The sequence below is a fragment of the Microbispora sp. H10885 genome, assembly GCF_014161415.1.
GTDB classification, from domain to species: domain Bacteria; phylum Actinomycetota; class Actinomycetes; order Streptosporangiales; family Streptosporangiaceae; genus Microbispora; species Microbispora triticiradicis.
In genome coordinates, this window is sequence record NZ_JABBWY010000011.1 from 223,183 (window position 1) to 243,189 (window position 20,007).

Genomic DNA, 20,007 nt, shown 5'->3' on the forward strand with positions numbered 1-20,007 from the left:
TGACCCTGACACCGTGTGAGGTCGTAGACCGGAGGCGTCATGTTCAGTATCGGAGATTTCGCCCGCCTCGGCCGGGTGTCCGTGCGTATGCTGCGGCACTACGACGCGCTCGGACTACTCCTGCCCGCGAGGGTCGACCACGCCACCGGCTACCGCTACTACGAGGCGGGGCAGCTGTCCCGGCTCAACCGCCTGATCGCACTCAAGGACCTCGGCCTGACCCTCGAACAGGTGGGGCGGATCCTTGAGCAGAAGGTCGGCCCGGAGGAACTGCACGGCATGCTGCGGTTGCGCCGGGCCGAACTGGCGGCGCGGCTGGCCGACGAGAGCATGCGGCTGGCCAGGGTCGAGGCGAGGCTCCGATTGATCGAAACGGAGGGTCTCATGTCCGTGGACGTCGTCGTCAAGAGTGTTCCCGCGGTCCGTCTCGCCGAGCTGAGCGGCATCGCGGAGAGCTACGAGTCCGAGAAGATCAGCCCCGTGATCCAGCCGCTGTACGACGAGCTGTGCCGGCGGATCTGCGAGGCGGGCCTGGCCGTCACCGGCCCGACGGTCGCCTACTACGAGCAGGTCCCCGAGGGGGTGCGGGTGCACGCGGGAGCCCCGGTGAACGCGGAGCCGGGCGGCGCCTACGACTTCGACGTCGTGGACCTGCCCGCGATCGAGCAGGCGGCCACCGTCATCCACCACGGCACCATGGACCAGGCGGATCTCACGACCCAGCGGCTCGCCCAGTGGATCGAGGAGAACGGCTACCGCAGTTCCGGCTTCGCCCGGGAGGTGTACCTCACGTACGGTCACGGCGATCCGGCCACCTGGGTGACGGAACTGCAGGAGCCCGTCTCCCGGGAGGCGTAGCGGATCGGGAGCCGCGCCCTCGGGCGTCGCTCACCGCCGGAGCCGCGTCGCGCTCCCACTTCCGGAGGGCTGCGATGTCTTCGGCTACCCCTTCCCTCGGATCTATCCGGAAAGGCATTGAATTACTTCCGATCGAGGGTGGTATCCACTCCACATTCCTCGGCGCCCTCTTTTTCTTGCACGGGATTTTGGCGGCGCGCTCCCGGAAAGCCACACCGGTGTTTAGCGATCGCGGGCCCGGGGACGGTTGTCGGCGAATCACCCCTTTCGGGGGTGTCGCCCAGTTCCGGGAGGCTGACATGAACGGATTCTTGCCGTACCGCGATTCGACTCCGGCTACCCGTGTCGGCGGCGTACGCGGCTGGCAGGCGGACATTCTCCGCGGTGAGTGATGGCCGAGGCGAGTCACAGCTGAGCGATTCAGCGAGTCGAGGTGCTGCGGTGCGCAGAGGCCGCAGTGCCTCGATCGACGGCAGGCGGGTCGGCGCATTCCGGGGGGCGTTTCATGGCGCGCTTGTACTATCCCGCCGCATTTCGCGGCGACATCGTGGAGGATCTGTTCGGAATTCCGGTCTCCGATCCCTACCGATGGCTGGAGAACGGCGACGACCCGCGCGTACGGGAATGGGCAGAGGCCCAGGACCGTCTCTTCCGGACCTGCCGCGCCGGATGGCGTGAGAGGCGGTCGTGGGCGGCTCTGGTGGACCAGGTGTCGTCCTACGGCGTCTCGGAGCCTCCGATGGCGCGCGGTCCGTTCCTGTTCCTGACTGACTGGCCCCGCGGGGACGAGCAGCGACGCCTTCTCGTCGTCGACGCCGAGGGGAACAGGCGGGTGCTGGTCGATCCCGTGCGGATCGACCCGTCCGGACAGACCGGGCTGCACGCCTGGTGGCCGTCGCGCGAGGGCGAACGCGTGGCCGTTCAGATGGAGGTCGCCGAACAGCCCGGCAGTGACATCGTGGTGCTGGACGCGCGTACCGGCGAGACGGTGGACGGCCCGTTGCCGCGCGCCCGCAACACCTCGCTCGCGTGGCTGCCGGGAGGGGACGCGTTCTACTACGTCAGCCGGGTGCCCGACGAGGACCTCGCCCCGGGCGACACGCGCCTGCATCGGCGGGTGCGTCTCCACCGGATCGGCACCCCCGACCGGCGGGACACGGTGGTGTTCGGCGGCGAGGACGCCCCCGACCACTACTACGGCCTCACGATCAGCGCCGACGGCCGTTTCATGGCGATCACCGCGACGGCCGGGCCCGCCCCGCGGAACGACGTGTACCTGGCCGACCTCACCGATCCGGAGGCTCCGCGCTTCGTCAGGTTCGCAGACGGTGCCGCCCTGGGCGCCCGCGTCCTCCCACGCTTCCTCCCGGACGGCGACCTCCTGCTGGTGACCGACCACCAGGCCCCGTGCGGCCGCGTCTGCGTCGCCCGCCGGCCCGGCACCGGCCCGCACGCGCGGCACGACACCGATCCGGGCGCGTGGCGCGACCTGGTGGCCGAGGACCCCGAGGCGCCCCTGGACGAGTGCGTGGTGCTGGACGACCCGGCGCTCGCGCGGCCCCTGCTGCTGGTGGCTCGCGCCCGGCACGGCACGTCCACCCTGACGCTGCACGACCTCGGCACCGGCCGGCCGCTCACGGACCTGCCCCTGCCCGGCGCGGGCGTCGTGTCGTCCCTGCGTACGGCCCTTCCGCACGGGCGCCGGGCGTGGTTCGGCTACTGCGACGCGACCACGCCTCCCGCCGTCTACCGCTACGACGGCGTCACGGGGACGGTCGAACACGAGGCGGGCGCGACGGCGGGCCACACCCCGGAGATCCGCAGCCGCGTCGTCCGCTACCGAGCCGGTGACGGCACCGAGATCCCGCTGTTCCTCTTCACCCCGGCGGGGCGGCTGGAAGGCCCCCGCCCCACCCTCCTGTACGGCTACGGCAGTTTCGGCATGCCGATGCGCCCCTGGTTCTTCCCGGCCGCGGCGGCATGGGTCGCCGCCGGAGGGATCTACGCGGTCGCCTGCGTACGCGGAGGCGGCGAGGAAGGGCAGCGGTGGCACGACGCCGGTCGCGGGCCGCACAAGCACCGCGCGATCGGCGACTTCAACGATGCCGCGGCCTGGCTGACCGGCACCGGCGTGACGACCCGCGACCGGCTGGCGAGCTACGGCCAGTCCGCGGGCGGGCTGCTGGTCACCGCCGCGGCCGTCCGGCGGCCGGACCTGTACGCCGCGGTCGTCGCCGAGGGCCCGCTGTGCGACATGGCGCGGTACGAACGCTTCGGCCTGGGACGCACGTGGACCGAGGAGTTCGGCACCGCCTCCGACCCGGAGCAGCTTCGATGGCTGCTGGAATACTCCCCCTATCACCACGTCACGCCTGGAACCTCCTATCCTGCGTTCCTGCTCACCGGCGCGGTGACCGATCTGCAGACCGGAGAGGCCCACGTCACCAAGATGTGCGCGGCGCTCCAGCACACCACCGGCGGCGACCGGCCGATCCTGATGCGCCGGGACCCCGGCACCGCCCACGCCGCCTCTCCCGCGAGCAAGGAACGCGCCCTGACCGCGGACATCCTCGCCTTCGCCGCGGAACACACCGGTCTCTCACCCGATCGCCACGGCGGAACGAACCGGAGCGGCGACCGGCGGTCGGTGCTGGTGAACCCACCGGAGGGGACGTACGTTTCTGGGGCATGAGATTGCGAACGATCCTGCTCGTGGCCGTGTTGTCGCTGGCAGCGGCGTGTGGAGAGGCGACGTCGGCCACAACGGCGGCCCCCGCCGGCGACGGGCCGGCCACGCCGGTCGCCCTGTGGGGCGCCGAAGGCGGGTTCGTGACCCCGACCGTGAACGTGCTGCGTCCGCCCCGGGTGGTGCTGTACGGCGACGGCCTGGTGGTCGCGGACGCGAGCAGGCAACTGAGGCTCACCGACGCCGAGACCGTCGGGACGGTCGCGGCGATGGAGAGGTATCTGACCGGGCAGCCGCCGACGGCCCGGCCGAGCCCGGGCGCGCCGTCGGTGGCGGACGTGCCGGCCACCGTCCTCGCCGTACGGGGGAAGGACGGGAAGATGCGGGAGGTCCGGGCCGAGGCCCTGGAACAGGTCGCGGAGTTCTACCCCAGGGAGCTCATGGACGCGAAGAAGCTGATGGAGGGCCTGGCGGCCCGCGCCGGCACGGAGGGCACCGCCTACACCGCCCCGCGCGTACGGATGGTCGCCGAAGGGGTCGATTCGGCGGAGGGCAAGCCGGCACGGTGGCCCGCGAAGGTCCCCGAGCCCGACGGCCCGGCCGACCCGGTCTGGCGGAAGGACCTGGACGGCGAGGCGGCGAGCGCGCTCGCCAAGGCCGTTCCCGCCGGGCAGGACCACGGCCGGCCGATCTTCAAGACCGCTTCGGGGAAGGTGTTCGTGCTCTCCTGGCGATATCTGCTGCCCGACGAGTGACCCGCCGCCCGGCGGCCGGAACGGTCAGAGCAGTGACGACGAGCCCGCCGAGGACGACGAGGACGAGCAGCGCGGCCCAGGGGATGGTCCAGGCGTTCGTGGTGCTCTCGACGGCGGCGAGCGGGGCGACCGAGCCCGACGCGTCGGCGAGCAGCGGGACGAGGGTGACCGTCCCCGTCAGCCTCAGCGCGGGAGTCACTCCGCGCACCGGCACCGAGACCTTCCAGGTCTCGCCCGGCAGCAGCGGGGGCGAGTCGGCGATCCGCCCCGGGCGGACGCCGAAACGCCCGAAGGGGCCGGAGGTGGACACCTCCTGCCGCGCGGTGAGGATGGCGTTGCCGGTGTTGCGGATCGTGTACGTGACGGTGGCGTCGCCCTTCCCGAACGGATCGGGCGTGCCGGAGTAGCCGACGTGCAGACCCTCCACCGACAGGCTCGGCCTGAGCTCCCCGCCCACCCGGAGGCGGATCCGGATGCCGAGACGCCGCCCGTCCGCCTCGCCGGACCGGGGTGGGCCGGTCACGACGCCGCCCATGTACTCGCCGGGTGCGGCGTCGTCCGGCAGGGTGACCGTGAACGGCACCTCGGCCGACTCTCCGGGCGGGACCGTCACGTCGGGCCGGGCGGGGTGGACCCACGCGCCCACCCCGGCGGGCGTCGCGTCCTCGCCGGCGAGGTCGAGCCCGCCCTGTCCGGTGGTGAACGCGTCCGCGGCGTACACGGCGAGGTGGAGCGGCGTCGTGCCGTGGTTGACGACCACGAGACCGTCCTCGATCCGCCCTCCGGGGTCGAGGGTGTAGGCGTAGTTGCGCCGGTCGGACCCGAAGTCGTTGGAAGCCGTCCGCACCGTCCAGGAGACCTCGCCGTCCGCCGCCGCGGCGGGTCCCGCCCCCGCCGCGAGGAGACCGATCGCGGCGAGCAGCGCCACGACGACGGCCCGGGCGAGGGCGGCGCGGGCGAGGGTGTCGGCCGCCGTGGTCGTACGCGGTCCGGGGGAGTACATGCGAATGGTCCTCGGGTGGGTCGGGAGCGGAGGGAGGGAGGACGTGCGGTGGGGCGGGCGCCGGACGGCGCCCGCCCCACCGGGCCGAGCGGGCCGGATCAGCTCGTGGTGACCGGCCGCGCGTCACCGCCGGTCGGCTACTGCAGCCAGCCGGACTCGGCCGCCGCCGGCGCGTCCTCCGTGGCCTTGCCCTCGTTCGTGTGGATCACGACCTTGTCGACGGTGGAGCCGACCGGCTGAGCGGCGGTGGCGCCGCTGTCCGGGCCGCACCAGGACTCCTGGCCCAGCTCCACCGCGGCGTTGGGGGCGGCGCAGGTGCCGCTGCGGATGTTCTCGACGACGAGCTTGTTCCCACGCACCTGGACCCGCACGTAGGTGCGGACGTGCTCCTGGTTCTCGACCGAGTTGGCCCAGTGGCTCTTGGGGTTCAGCGGGTCGGGACCGTAGTTCGGGTCCTTGGTGGTGTCCGGAGCGGTGAGGTCGTAGTACTTCGAACCCGACGCCGAGTTGGCCGTCACGTAGATGACGCCGCCCGGGCCCTTGGACACCTGGGCGGCGCCGGGCTGCTCGTCCTTGTTCGCCTTCTGCCCGTTCTTGATCACGTAGCTGCGGGAGTAGCTGTGGTCGTGACCCTGCAGGACCAGGTCGACGCCGAGCTTCGAGAAGGCCGTCGGGAAGTCCTGGCGGCGCACCTTGTTGTCGCCGTCGTTCGCGTGGCTGGCCGGCGAGTAGATCGCGTGGTGGTAGACGAGCACCGTGTGCTTGACGCCGGCGCCGTGCTTGTCGACGACATCGGTGATGTAGGCGATGTGCGCGGCGTCGGAGCCGCTGGCGTACGCGTTGCTGTTGATGTCGATGAACAGGATGTTCTTGTACTTGAACCAGTAGTCGCCGCCCGACCTGGTCGTCGCGCTGCCGTTGTAGTACGGCGCGGACCGGTCGGTGTTCGGGGTCCAGAAGTGCTGCTCGTACGCCTTGCCGCCGACGTCGTGGTTGCCGATGGTGGCGGCCCAGGGGTACTGCCGCAGCTTGTCGGACGCGAGGAACGCGTTCCACTGCGTCTCGGTGTTGGCGGTCTCGACCTGGTCGCCGCCGGAGACCAGCAGTTCGGCCTTCGGGTTGGCGGCGAGGGCGACGTCCAGGGTGTCCGCCCAGCCGGCGCCGTCCTTCGCCACGTTGCCGGACGAGCCGATCTGCGGGTCGCCGAAGAACAGGAAGTCGAGGTTGTTGCCGTTGAAGTCCTGCGTGGTGAAGGAGTACGCCGGGGACCAGCTTCCCTCGGCGCCGACCCGGTAGGAGTACTCGGTGTTCTGCTTCAGGCTGTCGATCGTGGCGTGCGCGTTGTAGCCGCCGTTGACGCTGTTCGCGGTGACGGTGGCGGAGAAGGTCACGGCGTTCGCGGGGAACTGGCCCTTGACGAGCTTGGACGTCGGCGCGACCTGGACCACCTGCGGGGTGCCGGTCGAGGAGTACCACGACACGACGCGCTGCGTCTCGTCGGCGCCGACGCCGAGGACGACGCCGGTGAGCGTCGCGCTGTCGGCGTGGGCGGCGGTCGTCAGGCCGCCGCCGAACACGGCGGTGGCGCTGAGAGCCGCCGCACCGGCGCTGACGGCGATCCGCCGCAGCACCTGGCCGGGGCCCTTGGTCCCGTTGTCGAACTTCATTACTTTCCATCCATTTATGGGGAATTGGAGCGATTTGCACGCTTTCGGGGTTTGGTGTCGCGAAAGTGAACATCGGGCGGGCGGGCCGTTGCGCCTGCCGGAAGTTGTGATGCGATCTCGGATTCCGGCTCAGACTCCGAGCACGCGTTGCGCGAACCACACCAGGCCCATCGCGGACACCCCCGCCGCGATCACCCCGGTCGTCCACAGCCCCGCGACCGGCCGGTGGTGCCGCAGCAGGGCGAGCAGCGGGAAGACGGCGACGATGATCGCCAGCTGGACGGCCTCGATGCCCGCGTTGAAGACGAGCAGCGACCACAGGAGCGTCCACGACCAGGCCTGGTCGATCCCCAGCGCCGCGGCGAAGCCCAGCCCGTGCACGAGGCCGAAGCAGAAGACCACCGCGAGCCGCGCCAGGCCCGCGCGGTCCAGGCCGAGGCGACCGTGCCCCGCAGTTTCAAGATCCGTGGCGTGCGATCGGCGCCGCCGGACGCGCCACAGGTGCCACCCGGCGACGACCGCGATCGACAGGGCGATGACGGGCTCGACGAACGACGCGGGCACCCTTACGAGGCCGAGGGCCGCGAGGACGAAGGTCACCGAGTGGGCCAGCGTGAAGGTCGTCGCCGCGAGCACGATCTCGCGCAGGCGGCGCGATCCCGCGATGAGCGCCAGCAGGAAGAGGATGTGGTCGACTCCGCCGAGCAGGTGCTCGGCTCCGAGCCGGAAGAACTGCCAGAACCGCTCGGCCCAGGACTGTTCCGTGGAGAACGACCGGTGCCGGGAGTCGAGAGCCGTGCTTCCGGACCTCAGGTCGAGGTCGTAGGTGACGATCGTCTTGCTGTCGCGCACGTAGCCCTCGGAGCCCGGGAACAGCCCGCTGCGCACCTCGTGCGCTCCGGCGGACTCCGGGCACCGGTAGTCGAGGACCAGCCGCGCGTACGGGACGCCCTCGCGTCGCCCGATCGTGAAGCCGCCGTCCCGGGCCGGGGCGCACGCCGTGCCCCCGGCCGTGACGCCGAAGCGCTCGGTCACGTACGCGACGACCGAGCCGGCGTGCCCGTCGAGCGCTGCGGCCTGCTCGGCCGCGTCACCGCCCTCGAACGCGGCGGTGCCCTCCCTGAAGAGGGGGTCGTCCTTCCCGGAGTCGGCGGCGGAGACGACGAGCAGGTCGTACTCCAGTTGGAGCTCGGCGCGGACATGCCCGGTCCGGGGCGAGGAGAGGTGGACGTAGGCCGTCGAGGTGAACCCGTGGGCGAGAGCGGGGACGGATCCGAGCACAGCGGGCAGGACACTGGACAGGACGGCCACGGCTACGGCGGCGATGACGGAACAGACGCGACACCGCGCGGCGGTGGACATATTACTCCTTTTCGGGCTTGGCGTACGAAATCTGGCCGATCCGGATGAACGACCGATATCTCGTGAATGAATCGATGGCGAACCAATCCCGGTGAAGGACGCTTGAGGTCGGAAAGGGCGCAGGCGATGAGATAGGAAGTAGGCGCACTTCCCGCGCCTCCGGAGGACGATCCCCATGCGCTCTCGGCTTCTGCCTGCCGGCACACTGGCCGCGGCGGTCGCGACCGCCCTGCTGGCCGGTGGATGCGGCTCCGGTGACGACTGGTCCCGGCCGCACGCGAAGGCCACCGCCGTCGGCACCCCGGGCCCGGGGTTCCTTCCCGCCTCCTCGCCCGCGCCGGAGGCGACGATCACGCCCCGGCCCGGCTCGTGGAACGGGGTCCGGCCGTCGGACGGCTACCGCGTGGTGCTGCTCACCGCGGGAGCGGACCGCCGGACCCGGACGCTGGTGAACGCCGTGACGGAGTGGGCCGAGGAGGAGCGGGTCAGCCTGAGGACCATCACGGCCACGAAACCGGCCGACTTCGTCCCGAGCATCAGCAGGGCGATCGAGCTGAAGCCCGACCTCGTCGTCAGCGCCGGCGACGACCTCGTCGATCCCCTGGCCCTCGTCACGCCCAACCACCTCGACCAGCAGTTCCTGGTGGTCGGCGCCGAGCTGGCCGAGCCCACGGCGAACGTCACCGCCGCCGACTGGGCCGGTGCGTCGTTCCGCGGCGAGGGACTCGGCATGTCCTCGACGTACGACTCGGCCAGCTTCACTCCCGAGCGCGCGGGGCGTGCCGTCCGGGCCGGTGTCGCCGCCGTGCTCACCGGCCTCACCGGCAACGTGATCTGGCTGGACTAGGCGGCGGAGGAGCTGACGGAGGAGCCGGCGGCCGTGACGAGGTGGGCGTAGACGATGACGTTGTCGCGGTAGTGCCCGGTGGCGGAGTCGAAGGTTCCGCCGCAGGTGATGAGGCGCAGGCCGGGGAACCTCACCATCCCGTAGACCTTGCGGGTGGGGAAGCGGTCCTTCGGCACCCTCTCCAGGGAGTCCACCTCGAAGGTCACCCGGCTGCCGTCCTTCCTGGAGATCTTCACCGTGTCGCCCGGGCGCAGCTCCCCCAGGCGGAAGAAGACCCCGGGCCCCTTCGCCGAGTCGACGTGACCGGCGATGACGGCGGGGCCACGCGCGCCCGGCGACGGGCCGAGGCGGTACCAGCCCGCCTCGCCGACCCTGGAGAGAGGCGGGACCTCCAGCGTGCCGTCCGGGTTCTTGCCCAGCGTCATCAGCGTGGTGCGCACCCCGATCTCAGGGATCTCCAGCAGCACCGGCGGTGACGCGGGGAGCGCGCGTGCCGTGGCCTTCGGGTGCGCCGGCGGGGTGGAGACGGCGGCGGGAGGGGCGGGCGGAGCCGCCGGGCGGCCGCCGGTGCGGCCGGTGACGACCACGACGGCGGTGACGGCGGCGAGGGCCGCGGTCAGGCCGGCGAGGGCGGCGGCGGGCCTGCCCAATTGATCACCGCTTCTGATCGAAAGCTACCGGCACATCATATGTCTCTTTTGCGTAATCCAGTCCCTTGAGTCACTCGTGTACGCTCATGGGAGTAGTAAACGGTTATGTGGCGACTTGCAAAGATCTGGACGGTTTTTTAGTGGTTCAGTCAGAAACTCTGCGCAGGCCGCCGCAGCCGGATCACGTCCCCGCGATCTTCGATCGCGAGCGGGCCGGCCCGGGCCGCCACCGGGCCGCCAAGGGCGCGGACGGCAGGCGGGACCTCCCGGAGGTCGACCACGCGCGCATGCGCGTCACCGTGCTGGTGCCGGCCCACGACGAAGAGGACCAGATCGCGGAGACGATCACCTCGCTGCACGCCCAGCGGCGCAGGCCCAACCGGATCATCGTGATCGCGGACAACTGCACGGACCGGACCGCGGACATCGCGCGGGCGCACGGCGCCGAAGTCATCAGGACGGTCGGCAACCGCCACAAGAAGGCGGGCGCGCTCAACCAGGTGCTCGAAGTGCTGCTTCCTCTGATGGGGTCGCGGGACGCCGTGCTGGTCATGGACGCGGACTCGGCGCTCGATCCCGGTTTCGTCCACCACGCCGTGCTCCGGCTGGCCACCGGCAGGCTGGCCGCGGTGGGCGGCACCTTCACCGGCAAGCCGGGCGGCGGGCTGGTGGGCATGTTCCAGCGCAACGAGTACGCGCGCTACGCCCGGGACGTGCGGAGGCTGCACGGAAAGGCGCTGGTGCTCACCGGGACGGCGACGCTCTTCCGTGCGCTCGCCCTCAAGGAGGTCGTCAGGGCCCGCCGCGCCGGACGCCTCCCCGGTCGCGACCAGGTGTACGACGTGCGCGTCCTCACCGAGGACAACGAGCTCACCCTGGCGCTGCTGCACCTGCGGTTCCGCATCCTGTGCCCCGCCGAGTGCACGCTCACCACCGAGGTCATGGAGACCTGGAAGGACCTGTTCAAACAGCGCCTTCGATGGAAGCGGGGCGCGCTGGAGAACCTCACCGACTACGGCTGGACGCGGGTCACGTTGCCCTACTGGGGCCGCCAGCTCCTGTCGCTGGTCGGGATCGTCGTGATCTTCGCGTACCTCGGCGCCACGGCCTGGTCGATCGCCGTCACGGGCACGCTCGACTTCCATCCGCTCTGGGTGGCGGTGACGGGCGTCTTCATGATCGAGCGGATCGTCACCGTCCGGAGCAGGGGCGGCGGGCAGATGGCCGTCGCCGGCCTGCTGTTCGTCGAGATGATCTTCGATGTGTTTCTGCAGATCGCACAGGCGAAAGCCTTCTGGGACGCCGCGTGGCGTCGGGAAAGGAAATGGTGAACATGTACAACAACCCACCCATCGGGGGCGTGGCGGCGGGCTTCGGCGGTGCGGCGCTGACCGCCCCGTTCATGGGCTGGAACGCGCTCTGGATCGCCCTGGGCCTGTTCACGCTGGTGTCGGCCGCGGTGGCGGTCAAGCGGATCATCCCCAAGCGCGAGGCCTGACCCCGGTCAGGCGCTCCCGGCCCTCGCGTGGGGTGGGACGACGGAAGGACGACGCGGCGGCCGGGAGCGGGGCGCGAGTGCCTACGCCTGGAGCTTGCGGCGCAGGTCGGCGGCGTGGGGGTGGCCGAGACCACGGAAGATCTCGTACGCCTCCCGCCAGTGCTCGCGGGCCGTCTCCGGGTCGCCGACGGCCTCGCTCGCGTCACCGAGGTGTCCGAGCAGCTGGGCCCGCAGGGCCTGGTGGTCCGTCGGGCCGGCCAGCAGCAGGCCGCGCCGGAAGTGCGGGATCGCGCTCATCGGGTCGCCGAGCCGCTGGTGGAGCAGGCCCAGCGTGTCGAGGGTGACCAGCTCGTTCGGCCGGTCACCGGCCCGTCGCTGCAGCTCCAGCGCCTGCAGGTGGTAGGGCAGGGCCTCCTGGAGGGAGCCGAGCTCCGACAGGTACCAGCCCACGGCGAGGGCGGCCTTGCCTGCCCAGTAGGGGTCGTCGATCTCGGTGAAGAGCGACAACGACCGCCCGGCCTGGTCGAGCGCGTGCTCGCCGTCGCCCTGCAGCCAGTAGACGTAGGACAGCACGAAGCGGTTCTCGGCCTCGCCCGCCCGGTCTCCGGCGGCGAGGCTCAGCCGGAGCGCCTCCCGCATGTGGGCGTGCGCCTCCTCGAACCGGTCGAGCCTGCCGTGCACGGCGCTCAGGAAGCGGTGCGCGTGCGCCGCCGCCGGCCGGTCGGTCATGGCGGTGGCCGCGCGCAGCGCCACCGCCCACGCCGCCCCCTCGTCGTGCCAGCGCCGCTCGTCGTTCAGGAACGTGTCCAGCGCCCAGCTCAGCTGCCAGGCGTGCCGGTGCATCCCCTCCTCCTCGGCCTGCCGCAGCGTGGTCAGCAGCACGGCGTACTCGGCCTTCAACCACCGCACGGCGGCCGCGAGGTCGAGCACCGGCTTCGGCTCGGCGCCGTCCACGGGCGCGCCGAGGGCCATCGGAATGGGCGCGCGCACCGGGTTCAGCACGAGTTCGGCGTGGTACGCGGTGTGCGTGTAATGGTCGAGCAGCCGGGTCAGCGCCTCCTGCCGCGCGGCCTCGGACTCCTCGGCCCGGACGCGTTCGGCGGCGTACGCGTGCAGCAGGTCGTGCATCCGGTAGCGGCCGGGCGCGTGCTCCACGACCATGCTGGCGTCGGTCAGCTCGGCCAGCGTGCGCCGGACCTCGGGCAGCGCCCGGCCGGCCAGCGCGGCGGCGGACGCGAGCGCGATGTCGGCGCCCGCGACGAGCCCGAGCAGCCGGAACAGCCGTGCGGCGTCCCGGCTGAGCGCGTCGTAGGACCAGGAGAAGACGACGTCGATCTCCAGCGCCGCGATCCGTCCATGGGGATTGCGCAGCTCCGTGGCGATCGCATCGGGCGGGAACCCGGTCAGCTGCGCCCGCGCGCCGACCAGGGCCAGCGCCAGCGGGAGCCGTCCGCACGCGGCCGCGATCGCGGCCACCGCGTCGCCACGCCGGGTCCGTGTCGTGCCCGGGCCGAGGCGGCGGCCGAGCAGTTCGACCGCCTCCGGCAGGTCCGGGACGTCGAGCGTCAGCGCCGTGGCGCCGGTCCCCGCCACCAGGGCGGTGAGCCGCCGGCGGCTGGTGACGATCGTACGGGCGGCGGGTCCGGCCGGCAGCAGGGGCAGGACCTGCTCGGCGTCGCGGGCGTTGTCGAGCACGACGAGCAGGGCGCGCCCGGCCGTGTGGCTGCGGTAGAGCGCCACCTGTGCCGTGAGGCCGGGCGGAACGCGGTCGAGCGGCACCCCGAGCGCGTCGAGGAACCCGCGGACCACCTCCGCCGGCTCCATGGCGTCGTGGCGGGAGAAGCCGCGGAGGTCCACGTACAGCCGGCCGTCCGGGAAGCGCGGCGCGGCCAGATGGGACCAGTGCACGGCGAGGGAGGTCTTGCCCACCCCGGCGGGACCGGAGACGGCGACCACCGCGGACGCGGCCGCGTCCAGCGCGCGCAGCGCCTCGGCCCGGCCGGTGAAGCCGTCGACGTCGGCGGGCAGCTGTTCCGGCGCCGGAGGCCGCCCGGCGTCCCCCTGTGCGGCGTGCTGGAAGGCGGCCCGGTCGTCCGGGGACAGGTTCAGCGCGCCGGCGAGCATCCGGACGGTGCCGGCGCGGGGCACCGGCACCCGGCCCGACTCGATCTCCCGGATCTGCCGCTCGCTGACGCCGGACAGCGCGGCCAGCTCCTCCTGCGTGAGCATGGCCCGGATCCGCAGGTCACGCAGCATGTCGCCGAACATCGATTCCCTTCCGTCGGCCCACGGTATTCGATCACGTTCGCGCGGACGGCAGCCTAACCGCCGGTCAACCGCCGGTCGAGCGCCTGCCCCCCGTACCGCCGCCGCTGGTTGGCTGGAGGGGCCTCACCGGTCCTGACAGGGCGCGGAGACGCACCGGGTCGGCGCTCGCGACGGGGGCAGCGCTGACAGCCACCGGGGTCTGGAGCCGCCGGGGGCTCCGGAGGCGCCGGGGAGGGCGGGAGGGACGGGAGGAGCACGCCGGGGGCCTCGCCCATCGCGACGGCCGAAATCACGGGGGTGATGGTGTTCGAGTTCGACGTTCTCGGGCCGCTGCGGGTGAGCCGTGACGGAGTTCCCGTGCGGCTGGGCGCGGCCATGCTGCGCCGCCTGCTCGCGACCCTGCTGTGCACGCCGGGCAGGCCGGTGGCGGTGCCGGCGCTGGTCGAGGCGCTCTGGGACGATGATCCGCCGCGCAGCGCGCACAAGACGCTGCAGATCTATGTGCTGCGGCTCCGGCAGGCGATGGGCGATCGCGACCGCGTCGTCCACGGCCCCGGTGGTTACGCCGCCGCCGTCTCGGAGTCCGAACTCGACGCGCTGCGGTTCCGGGAGCTGACGGCGGCCGGACGGGCCGCCAGGAGGAACGGGGACCCGGCGAAGGCAGGCGCGTTGTTCCGGCGGGCGCTCGGCCTGTGGCGGGGCCCCGCCTTCGCCGACGCCGGAGACGGGGCGCTCGTGGCGGACGAGGCGCGGCGGCTGGAGGAGGAGCGGCTGCTGACCTGCGAGGAACTGGCCGTGGCCGACCTGGCGTGCGGCCGCCACGCGGAACTGGTCACCGGCCTGACCGAGATGGCCGCGCTGCATCCGTACCGGGAACGGCTGCACGCCTGCCTCATGCTGGCCCTCTGCCACGCCGGGCGGCAGGCCGAGGCGTTACGGGTCTACCAGCGGGTGCGCACCATGCTCGGGGAGGAACTCGGCGTGGAACCCGGCCACACGCTGCGGCGGGTGCACGAGGCGGTCCTGCGGGGCGACACCGGCGATGACGGCCGCGATCACCGTAGTCATCACTGCGGTGATCACGACGGTGCGCCCGGCTCGGTCGCCGCACTGCTCCTCGGGCCCGAGGAGGAGCCGTACGGGGAGAGCGCGGGGTTCCCGTACGCCCTCCGCACAGACACGGCGGACCAGGCCGGTGCGGAGGACGCCGGGCCCGTGGTGGCCGCGCCGTGCCAGCTGCCCCCGGACATCGGGGACTTCACCGGACGTCACGAGCTGGCCGATTCGCTGCGGGTGTGTCTCACCGGTGCGCAGGACCCGCCCGTGACACCGGTCGTGGCGCTGTACGGCAGGGCGGGCGCCGGCAAGACGACGCTGGCCGTCCACGTCGCCCACAGCCTGGGGGAGGTGTTCGCCCACGGCCGGCTCTACGTCGACCTGCACGGGACCCGTCCGCGGCCGGCCGACCCGGCCGATGCGCTGGCGCGTCTCCTGACCGCCCTCGGCGTGGCCGCGCGGGCGTTGCCGGACGGGGTGGAGGAGCGCGGGCGGCTGTTCCGCGCCGTCCTGGCCGACCGCCGCGTACTGGTGGTGCTGGACGACGCCGCGAGCGAGGAGCAGGTCAGGCCGCTCCTGCCGGGCGGCCCGGGCTGCGCCGTGCTGGTGACCAGCAGGCGCAGGCCGGCCGGGCTGAGCGCCCGCGCCGTACGCGTCGACGCGCTCGGCCCGGCGTCCGCGGCGGCGCTGCTCGGGCGGATCGCCGGACCGGAGCGGGTCGCGGCCCGGCCCGGGGTCGTGGCCGAGATCGTCCGCCTCTGCGGTCACCTGCCCCTGGCGGTGCGGATCGCCGGGGAACGGCTCGCGCAGCGCGAGCACTGGACTCCCGAACACCTGGCCGACCGCCTGCGGGATGAGCGGCGGCGCCTGGACGAACTCGTCGCGGGCGACCTGTCGGTGCGCGCGAGACTCGACGCCGACTACCGCGTGCTCGCCGCGCCCGCCAGGCGGGCGCTGCGGATGCTCGGCCTGCTCGACGTCCCCGAGTTCGCCGCGTGGGTGCTCGCGGCGGCCCTCGACGTCCCGGTGCGCGAGGCCGAGGCGTACGCCGACCTGCTCGTCGACGCCCAGTTGCTGAGCTGCGCGGCCGACGACGCCGGCGGCCGGTTCCGCTACCGCTTCCACGACTTCGTGCGGGCCTACGCCCGGGAACGCGCCGAACTTGAGGAGACCGGCGGCGAACGGGAGGAGGTGATCGCCCGTGTCCTCGGCGCGTTGCTCGCCGTGGCCGAGGCGGCGGAACGCGGCCTGCCGGAACACGTGGCCTCCGCCGTCCCGGGCGGCCCGATCAGCGGGACAGGCTGCGGATGACCACACCGAGCACCTCGTCGGTCCGCAGGTAACCCCAGCGCCGGGAGTCCATGCTGGCGGGGCCGTCGCCGAGGACCACCAGTCGTCCGGCCGGGACGAGGTCTCCGGGCGCGGCACGCACCCCCGCCATCACCTGGTCGGGCACCCTGTCACCCGGCACCGCAGCGATCCGCTTGATCAGCCACGACGTCCCGCCCAGCCGCGCCACCTCCGTCGCCCCGCCGTACGGCGAGCGCCCGCCGTGCGGGCCGGCGTTCGTGCCGCCGGGCGTGCCTGGGTCCGACCCACCGGGCGTGCCCGGGATCGTGCCTTCGGGCGTGCCTGGGCCTGTGCCGTCGCGGGAGCCGTGCCGGAAGACCACGACCTGGCCGCGCCGCAGGGCCGTGCGCCCGCCGCGCCGTACGAGCACCCGGTCTCCCGGCCGGTAGGCCGGGACCATGCTCGTCCCGGACACCCGGACGACGACGAAGCGACGCCGGGCGAACAAGCCGGCCACGACCCCGGCGACCAGCAGCCCGGCGACCAGCGGCCCGGCGACCGCTGCCGAGGCCGGCAGCGGAGTAACGAGATGTCGCATGGCCACCCTCCGGACCCCGTCAGCCGGTCCCGGCCCCCCGGCCGGGCCGGATCCCGTACGGCCGGCCCCGCACGCCCGCGGATCCGGCACGGCGCCGACTCTGCCCGGATCCGGTTGCGCGCCGGTTGCGCCGCGCCTGCGCGGCACCTGCGCCTCGGCCCCGGCCGGCCGCGACCGCGGCGCAGGTCGCACCGCGCATCCTCACAGGGCGGGCGGCCTACCACGCCCGCGAACCCCCTCCGAAGGGAGCAACACACATGATGCGGACGCTGAACCGTCTGGGAGACCGGATGCTCGAGCGGCTCCTTCCCGCCGCCGAGGCCAAGGCGGACCGGTGTGTCGAGTACTGGCCGACGGGCGGCTGCAACCGCTACAAGGACTGCTACCCCAACCCCACCGGCTTCCTGTGCATCACGTACTTCCGCAGCAGCTGCAGCGGCGCCTGGCAGAACATCGGGTACTGCTGAGGCCGGCTGACAGGTTCGTGATCCACGCCGTCATGGTCTACGCCGTGCTGACCGTCCGGCTCGTGCTGGCGGGGGTCTTCCTGGTCTCCGTCCTCACGAAGCTGCGCACGCGGCGGGCTTTCGGCGAGTTCACCACGGCGGTACGGCGACTCGGCGGCCTTCCCACGCCCCTCGTCGCGCCGGCCGCCGTGGTCGTCGTCGCCGCCGAGGCCGGAACCGTCGTCCTGCTGGCGGCGCCCGGCCTCGACGGAGACGCCACCGCCGGCCTCGTCCTCGCGGGGGCCCTGCTCCTCGGCTTCGCCGTCATCCTGGCGAGCGCCCTGCGGCGGGGCGCGACCGGGCCCTGCCGATGCTTCGGCGGGTCGGACGAGCCGATCGGTCTCCGTGACGTGGCGCGCAACGGCGTGCTCGTCGCGTGCGCGGCCGCCGGGGTGGTCATGACCTCAGCCGGGGCGGGCGCGTCCGCGGGGACCGGCGCGGCCGTCTCGCCGGCCGCCGCCGCGCTGTGCCTGCTCGGGGCCTCGGTCGCCGTCGGCGCCGTCGTGCTCCTCGACGACCTGCTCGACCTCCTCCGCTGACCACCGAAGCCCTCTCCGCTGTCGAAGGGAACGCCCATGGCCGTCCTGGTCGCCGCCGTCATCGTGCTCGGCGGGCTCGTCCTGGTCAACCTCCTCCTGACCGCCGCCGTCATCAGGAAACTCCGGAAGATCACCAAGGAGCTCCCCGCCGGGAGGGCGCGGGACGGCTTCGGGCTCCCGGTGGGCGCCGAGGTCCCGGCCTTCTCCGCGCTCACGGTCGCGGACACGAAGGTCACCACCGACGACCTCGCGGGCGGGCGCACCCTCGTCGGCTTCTTCAGCACCGACTGCCGGCACTGCCTGCCCAACGCGCCCGGCTTCGCCGCCACCGCCCGCGACGCCGCGGCGGACGGCGTACGCAACCTGGCGGTGGTCGTCGCGGGGGAGGAGGAGCCCGCGGGCCTGCTCGACGCGCTCGGCGACGCCGTCACCGTCGTCGTGGAGAACGAAGGCGGCGCGCTCACGGACGCGTTCGCGGTCGCGGGGTTCCCGTCGTTCTTCCTGGTCGGGCCGGACGCGACCATCGCCGCCAGCGGCCACGAGCCGGAGTCGCTGCTCGCCGCGCCGTCCCTGACCTGACATGGCCGATGTGAGGGCGCGGCTCGGGCCGCTGCGACCCACCCTGGCGCTCGTCTGGCGGGCCGGGCCCGGGCTCGCCCTCACCCATCTCGCCATGGCGGTCCTGGGCGGTGCCTCTCCCGTCGCCATCACCTGGCTCACCAAGCTCCTGATCGACCGCCTGACCACCGGCACGGGCCCGGCGACGGCCCCGCTGGCCGCCGCGATGGCCGCACTCGGGGCGGTGACCGCGCTGCTTCCCCACCTGTCCGGGTACGTCCAGCAGGAACAGCGGCGCCGTATCGCCTGGCGCACCAGCGACGAACTGTTCACCGCCGTGTGCCGCATGCAGGGCCTGAGCAGGCTGGAGAACCCCGGGTTCCACGACCGGCTCCAGATGGCCCAGCAGTCCGCGCAGACCGCGCCGCAGCTCATCACCGAGTCGGCGCTCGGCGTGCTGCGCGGCGGTGTCACCATCGCCGGGCTCCTCGGCGCGCTCGCCACGCTCAGCACGCCGCTGGCCGCCGTCGTGGCCGCGGCGGCCGGACCCGAACTGGTGATGCAGTTGCGGCTCAGCCGCCGCCGCGCGCACCTGCGCTGGGAGGTGGCCCCCGCCGAGCGCCGCCGGATGTTCTACCAGGCGTTGCTGCTCGACCATCAGGCCGCCAAGGAGATCCGGCTGTTCGGGATCGGCGGTTTCCTGCGCGGACGCATGCTGACCGAGCTGGCCGCCCAGCAGCGGGCCGAACGCCGGGTGGACCTCGCGGCCGTCCGTTACAACGGAGCGCTCACCGCCCTCAGCACAGTCATCGCGGGCGCGGCGCTGATCGTCATGGTCTCCCGCATAGCGGCGGGGCAGGCCGGCATCGGCGACCTGGCCGTGCTCACCGCCGCCCTGGCGGGCACCCAGTCGTCCCTCTCCGGCATGGTGATCCAGCTGGCCCACCTGAACGAGGCGCTCGTCCTCGCCGGTCATTACACCCATGTCGTCACCATCGGGCCCGACCTGCCGGAGCCCGCCACCGGTGGCGGCGTCACGCCGCTGCGGCGCGGCATCGAGCTCCGTGACGTGTGGTTCCGGTACGACCCCGACCATCCGTACGTGCTACGCGGCCTGAACCTGACCATCCCGTACGGCCGCAGCGTGGCCCTGGTCGGCCTGAACGGCGCGGGCAAGAGCACCGTCGTCAAGCTGCTGTGCCGCCTGTACGACCCCGAGCGCGGCAGCGTCCGCTGGGACGACGCCGACGTACGGGACCTGCGGATCGACGACCTGCGCCGCCGGATCGGGGCCGTGTTCCAGGACTACATGGCCTACGACCTCACCGCGGCGGAGAACGTCGCCGTCGGCGACGTCGGCTCCCTCGACCGGCCGGAACGCCTCCACGAGGCGGCCCGCCGGGCGGGCATCCACGACAGGCTCGCCGGTCTGCCCCGCGGCTACGACACGATCCTGTCCCGGTTCTTCGCCGCCGACCCGGACGAGGACCCCGGCCAGGGCGTGCTCCTGTCCGGCGGGCAGTGGCAGCGCGTCGCCCTCGCCCGCGCCCTCCTCCGCGCGGACACCGCCGACCTGCTCATCCTCGACGAGCCCAGCTCCGGGCTCGACCCCGACGCCGAGTACGCGGTCCACCGGCGGCTGCGCGACCTCCGCGCCGGCCGTACGAGCCTGCTCATCTCGCACCGCCTCAACACCGTGCGCGGCGCGGACCACATCGTCGTCCTCGCCGAGGGCCGGGTGGCCGAGCAGGGCACCCACGACGAGCTGATGGCGCTCGGCGGCGAGTACGCCCGCCTGTTCACCCGCCAGGCGGCCGACTTCCAGCTCGCCCGGCCGCTCGGTTCACCGGCCGACACGTGACGAGA

The 20,007-nt window shown here is 73.0% G+C and carries 17 protein-coding genes; 11 read left to right on the forward strand and 6 right to left on the reverse strand.

The window, feature by feature from the left end; all coding sequences use genetic code 11:
• Window positions 1-39 precede the first annotated feature (39 nt).
• From HHX37_RS28090 to HHX37_RS28100, 3 genes are all read left to right on the forward strand, one after another.
• Window positions 40-858, forward strand: coding sequence for a MerR family transcriptional regulator (locus HHX37_RS28090; RefSeq protein WP_182887387.1), 819 nt, complete (start codon window positions 40-42; stop codon window positions 856-858).
• Window positions 859-1,363: 505 nt separating this feature from the next.
• On the forward strand, window positions 1,364-3,550 hold the full coding sequence (locus HHX37_RS28095) for a prolyl oligopeptidase family serine peptidase (protein ID WP_182887388.1): 2,187 nt from the start codon (window positions 1,364-1,366) through the stop codon (window positions 3,548-3,550).
• A complete protein-coding gene (locus HHX37_RS28100; RefSeq protein ID WP_182887389.1) occupies window positions 3,547-4,299 on the forward strand; it encodes a hypothetical protein in 753 nt (250 codons plus the stop codon). The genes HHX37_RS28095 and HHX37_RS28100 overlap by 4 nt, the downstream gene beginning before the upstream one ends.
• Here the strand turns inward: HHX37_RS28100 and HHX37_RS28105 are convergent.
• The 3 genes from HHX37_RS28105 to HHX37_RS28115 form a co-directional block, all read right to left on the reverse strand.
• Window positions 4,238-5,302 carry a WxL protein peptidoglycan domain-containing protein gene (locus tag HHX37_RS28105; protein ID WP_182887390.1) on the reverse strand — a complete coding sequence of 355 codons (1,065 nt, stop codon included), beginning with the start codon at window positions 5,300-5,302 and terminating at the stop codon, window positions 4,238-4,240. The two genes, HHX37_RS28100 and HHX37_RS28105, sit on opposite strands and share 62 nt — an antisense overlap.
• Before the next feature lie 137 nt (window positions 5,303-5,439).
• Window positions 5,440-6,969 carry a purple acid phosphatase family protein gene (locus HHX37_RS28110; protein ID WP_182887391.1) on the reverse strand — a complete coding sequence of 510 codons (1,530 nt, stop codon included), beginning with the start codon at window positions 6,967-6,969 and terminating at the stop codon, window positions 5,440-5,442.
• Window positions 6,970-7,098: 129 nt separating this feature from the next.
• The gene (locus tag HHX37_RS28115; RefSeq protein WP_182887392.1) at window positions 7,099-8,331 is read right to left on the reverse strand and encodes a HupE/UreJ family protein; all 1,233 of its coding nucleotides are present in this window, start codon (window positions 8,329-8,331) and stop codon (window positions 7,099-7,101) included.
• A 175-nt stretch (window positions 8,332-8,506) separates the two neighbouring features.
• Between HHX37_RS28115 and HHX37_RS28120 the strand changes: the two genes are divergently transcribed.
• Window positions 8,507-9,178: a hypothetical protein gene (locus tag HHX37_RS28120; RefSeq protein WP_182887393.1), complete on the forward strand. Its 672-nt coding sequence runs from the start codon at window positions 8,507-8,509 to the stop codon at window positions 9,176-9,178.
• Here HHX37_RS28120 and HHX37_RS28125 read toward each other — a convergent pair.
• Window positions 9,175-9,828, reverse strand: a complete 654-nt coding sequence (locus HHX37_RS28125) for a class F sortase (protein ID WP_220503218.1) — start codon at window positions 9,826-9,828, stop codon at window positions 9,175-9,177. The two genes, HHX37_RS28120 and HHX37_RS28125, sit on opposite strands and share 4 nt — an antisense overlap.
• A gap of 140 nt (window positions 9,829-9,968) precedes the next feature.
• Between HHX37_RS28125 and HHX37_RS28130 the strand changes: the two genes are divergently transcribed.
• The gene (locus HHX37_RS28130) at window positions 9,969-11,159 is read left to right on the forward strand and encodes a glycosyltransferase family 2 protein (protein ID WP_220503219.1); all 1,191 of its coding nucleotides are present in this window, start codon (window positions 9,969-9,971) and stop codon (window positions 11,157-11,159) included.
• A gap of 2 nt (window positions 11,160-11,161) precedes the next feature.
• Entirely contained in the window at window positions 11,162-11,326 is a 165-nt protein-coding gene (locus HHX37_RS28135; RefSeq protein ID WP_165900532.1) for a hypothetical protein, read from the forward strand.
• A gap of 81 nt (window positions 11,327-11,407) precedes the next feature.
• On the opposite strand, the gene HHX37_RS28140 is transcribed toward HHX37_RS28135, so the two are convergent.
• Window positions 11,408-13,582 (reverse strand): ATP-binding protein, encoded by a 2,175-nt coding sequence (locus HHX37_RS28140; protein ID WP_182887394.1) that lies wholly within the window; start codon window positions 13,580-13,582, stop codon window positions 11,408-11,410.
• Between the two features lie 312 nt (window positions 13,583-13,894).
• On the opposite strand from HHX37_RS28140, the gene HHX37_RS28145 reads away from it, so the two are divergent.
• Window positions 13,895-15,961, forward strand: coding sequence for an AfsR/SARP family transcriptional regulator (locus HHX37_RS28145; protein WP_182887395.1), 2,067 nt, complete (start codon window positions 13,895-13,897; stop codon window positions 15,959-15,961).
• Here HHX37_RS28145 and HHX37_RS28150 read toward each other — a convergent pair.
• Entirely contained in the window at window positions 15,939-16,538 is a 600-nt protein-coding gene (locus HHX37_RS28150; protein WP_182887396.1) for a S26 family signal peptidase, read from the reverse strand. The two genes, HHX37_RS28145 and HHX37_RS28150, sit on opposite strands and share 23 nt — an antisense overlap.
• A gap of 257 nt (window positions 16,539-16,795) precedes the next feature.
• Between HHX37_RS28150 and HHX37_RS28155 the strand changes: the two genes are divergently transcribed.
• Genes HHX37_RS28155 through HHX37_RS28170 form a run of 4 tightly spaced genes read left to right on the forward strand, consistent with a single transcriptional unit; the run spans window position 16,796 to window position 20,002 of the window.
• Complete coding sequence (locus tag HHX37_RS28155; protein ID WP_111699192.1) at window positions 16,796-17,005, forward strand: hypothetical protein; 210 nt, start codon at window positions 16,796-16,798, stop codon at window positions 17,003-17,005.
• 17 nt (window positions 17,006-17,022) lie between these two features.
• Window positions 17,023-17,583, forward strand: coding sequence for a MauE/DoxX family redox-associated membrane protein (locus HHX37_RS28160; RefSeq protein ID WP_182887397.1), 561 nt, complete (start codon window positions 17,023-17,025; stop codon window positions 17,581-17,583).
• 36 nt (window positions 17,584-17,619) lie between these two features.
• Window positions 17,620-18,162, forward strand: a complete 543-nt coding sequence (locus HHX37_RS28165) for a peroxiredoxin family protein (protein WP_111699196.1) — start codon at window positions 17,620-17,622, stop codon at window positions 18,160-18,162.
• A gap of 1 nt (window position 18,163) precedes the next feature.
• Window positions 18,164-20,002: an ABC transporter ATP-binding protein gene (locus HHX37_RS28170; RefSeq protein ID WP_182887398.1), complete on the forward strand. Its 1,839-nt coding sequence runs from the start codon at window positions 18,164-18,166 to the stop codon at window positions 20,000-20,002.
• Window positions 20,003-20,007 lie beyond the last annotated feature (5 nt).

Excerpts from the sequence above, each read along its gene's own strand:
- HHX37_RS28150 (WP_182887396.1), bottom strand. The coding sequence starts at position 16,538 with ATGCGACATCTCGTTACTCCGCTGCCGGCCTCGGCAGCGGTCGCCGGG.
- HHX37_RS28140 (WP_182887394.1), bottom strand. The coding sequence starts at position 13,582 with ATGCTGCGTGACCTGCGGATCCGGGCCATGCTCACGCAGGAGGAGCTG.
- HHX37_RS28135 (WP_165900532.1), top strand. The coding sequence starts at position 11,162 with ATGTACAACAACCCACCCATCGGGGGCGTGGCGGCGGGCTTCGGCGGT.
- HHX37_RS28105 (WP_182887390.1), bottom strand. The coding sequence starts at position 5,302 with ATGTACTCCCCCGGACCGCGTACGACCACGGCGGCCGACACCCTCGCC.
- HHX37_RS28100 (WP_182887389.1), top strand. The coding sequence starts at position 3,547 with ATGAGATTGCGAACGATCCTGCTCGTGGCCGTGTTGTCGCTGGCAGCG.
- HHX37_RS28120 (WP_182887393.1), top strand. The coding sequence starts at position 8,507 with ATGCGCTCTCGGCTTCTGCCTGCCGGCACACTGGCCGCGGCGGTCGCG.
- HHX37_RS28095 (WP_182887388.1), top strand. The coding sequence starts at position 1,364 with ATGGCGCGCTTGTACTATCCCGCCGCATTTCGCGGCGACATCGTGGAG.
- HHX37_RS28165 (WP_111699196.1), top strand. The coding sequence starts at position 17,620 with ATGGCCGTCCTGGTCGCCGCCGTCATCGTGCTCGGCGGGCTCGTCCTG.
- HHX37_RS28115 (WP_182887392.1), bottom strand. The coding sequence starts at position 8,331 with ATGTCCACCGCCGCGCGGTGTCGCGTCTGTTCCGTCATCGCCGCCGTA.
- HHX37_RS28155 (WP_111699192.1), top strand. The coding sequence starts at position 16,796 with ATGATGCGGACGCTGAACCGTCTGGGAGACCGGATGCTCGAGCGGCTC.
- HHX37_RS28145 (WP_182887395.1), top strand. The coding sequence starts at position 13,895 with ATGGTGTTCGAGTTCGACGTTCTCGGGCCGCTGCGGGTGAGCCGTGAC.
- HHX37_RS28090 (WP_182887387.1), top strand. The coding sequence starts at position 40 with ATGTTCAGTATCGGAGATTTCGCCCGCCTCGGCCGGGTGTCCGTGCGT.
- HHX37_RS28110 (WP_182887391.1), bottom strand. The coding sequence starts at position 6,969 with ATGAAGTTCGACAACGGGACCAAGGGCCCCGGCCAGGTGCTGCGGCGG.
- HHX37_RS28170 (WP_182887398.1), top strand. The coding sequence starts at position 18,164 with ATGGCCGATGTGAGGGCGCGGCTCGGGCCGCTGCGACCCACCCTGGCG.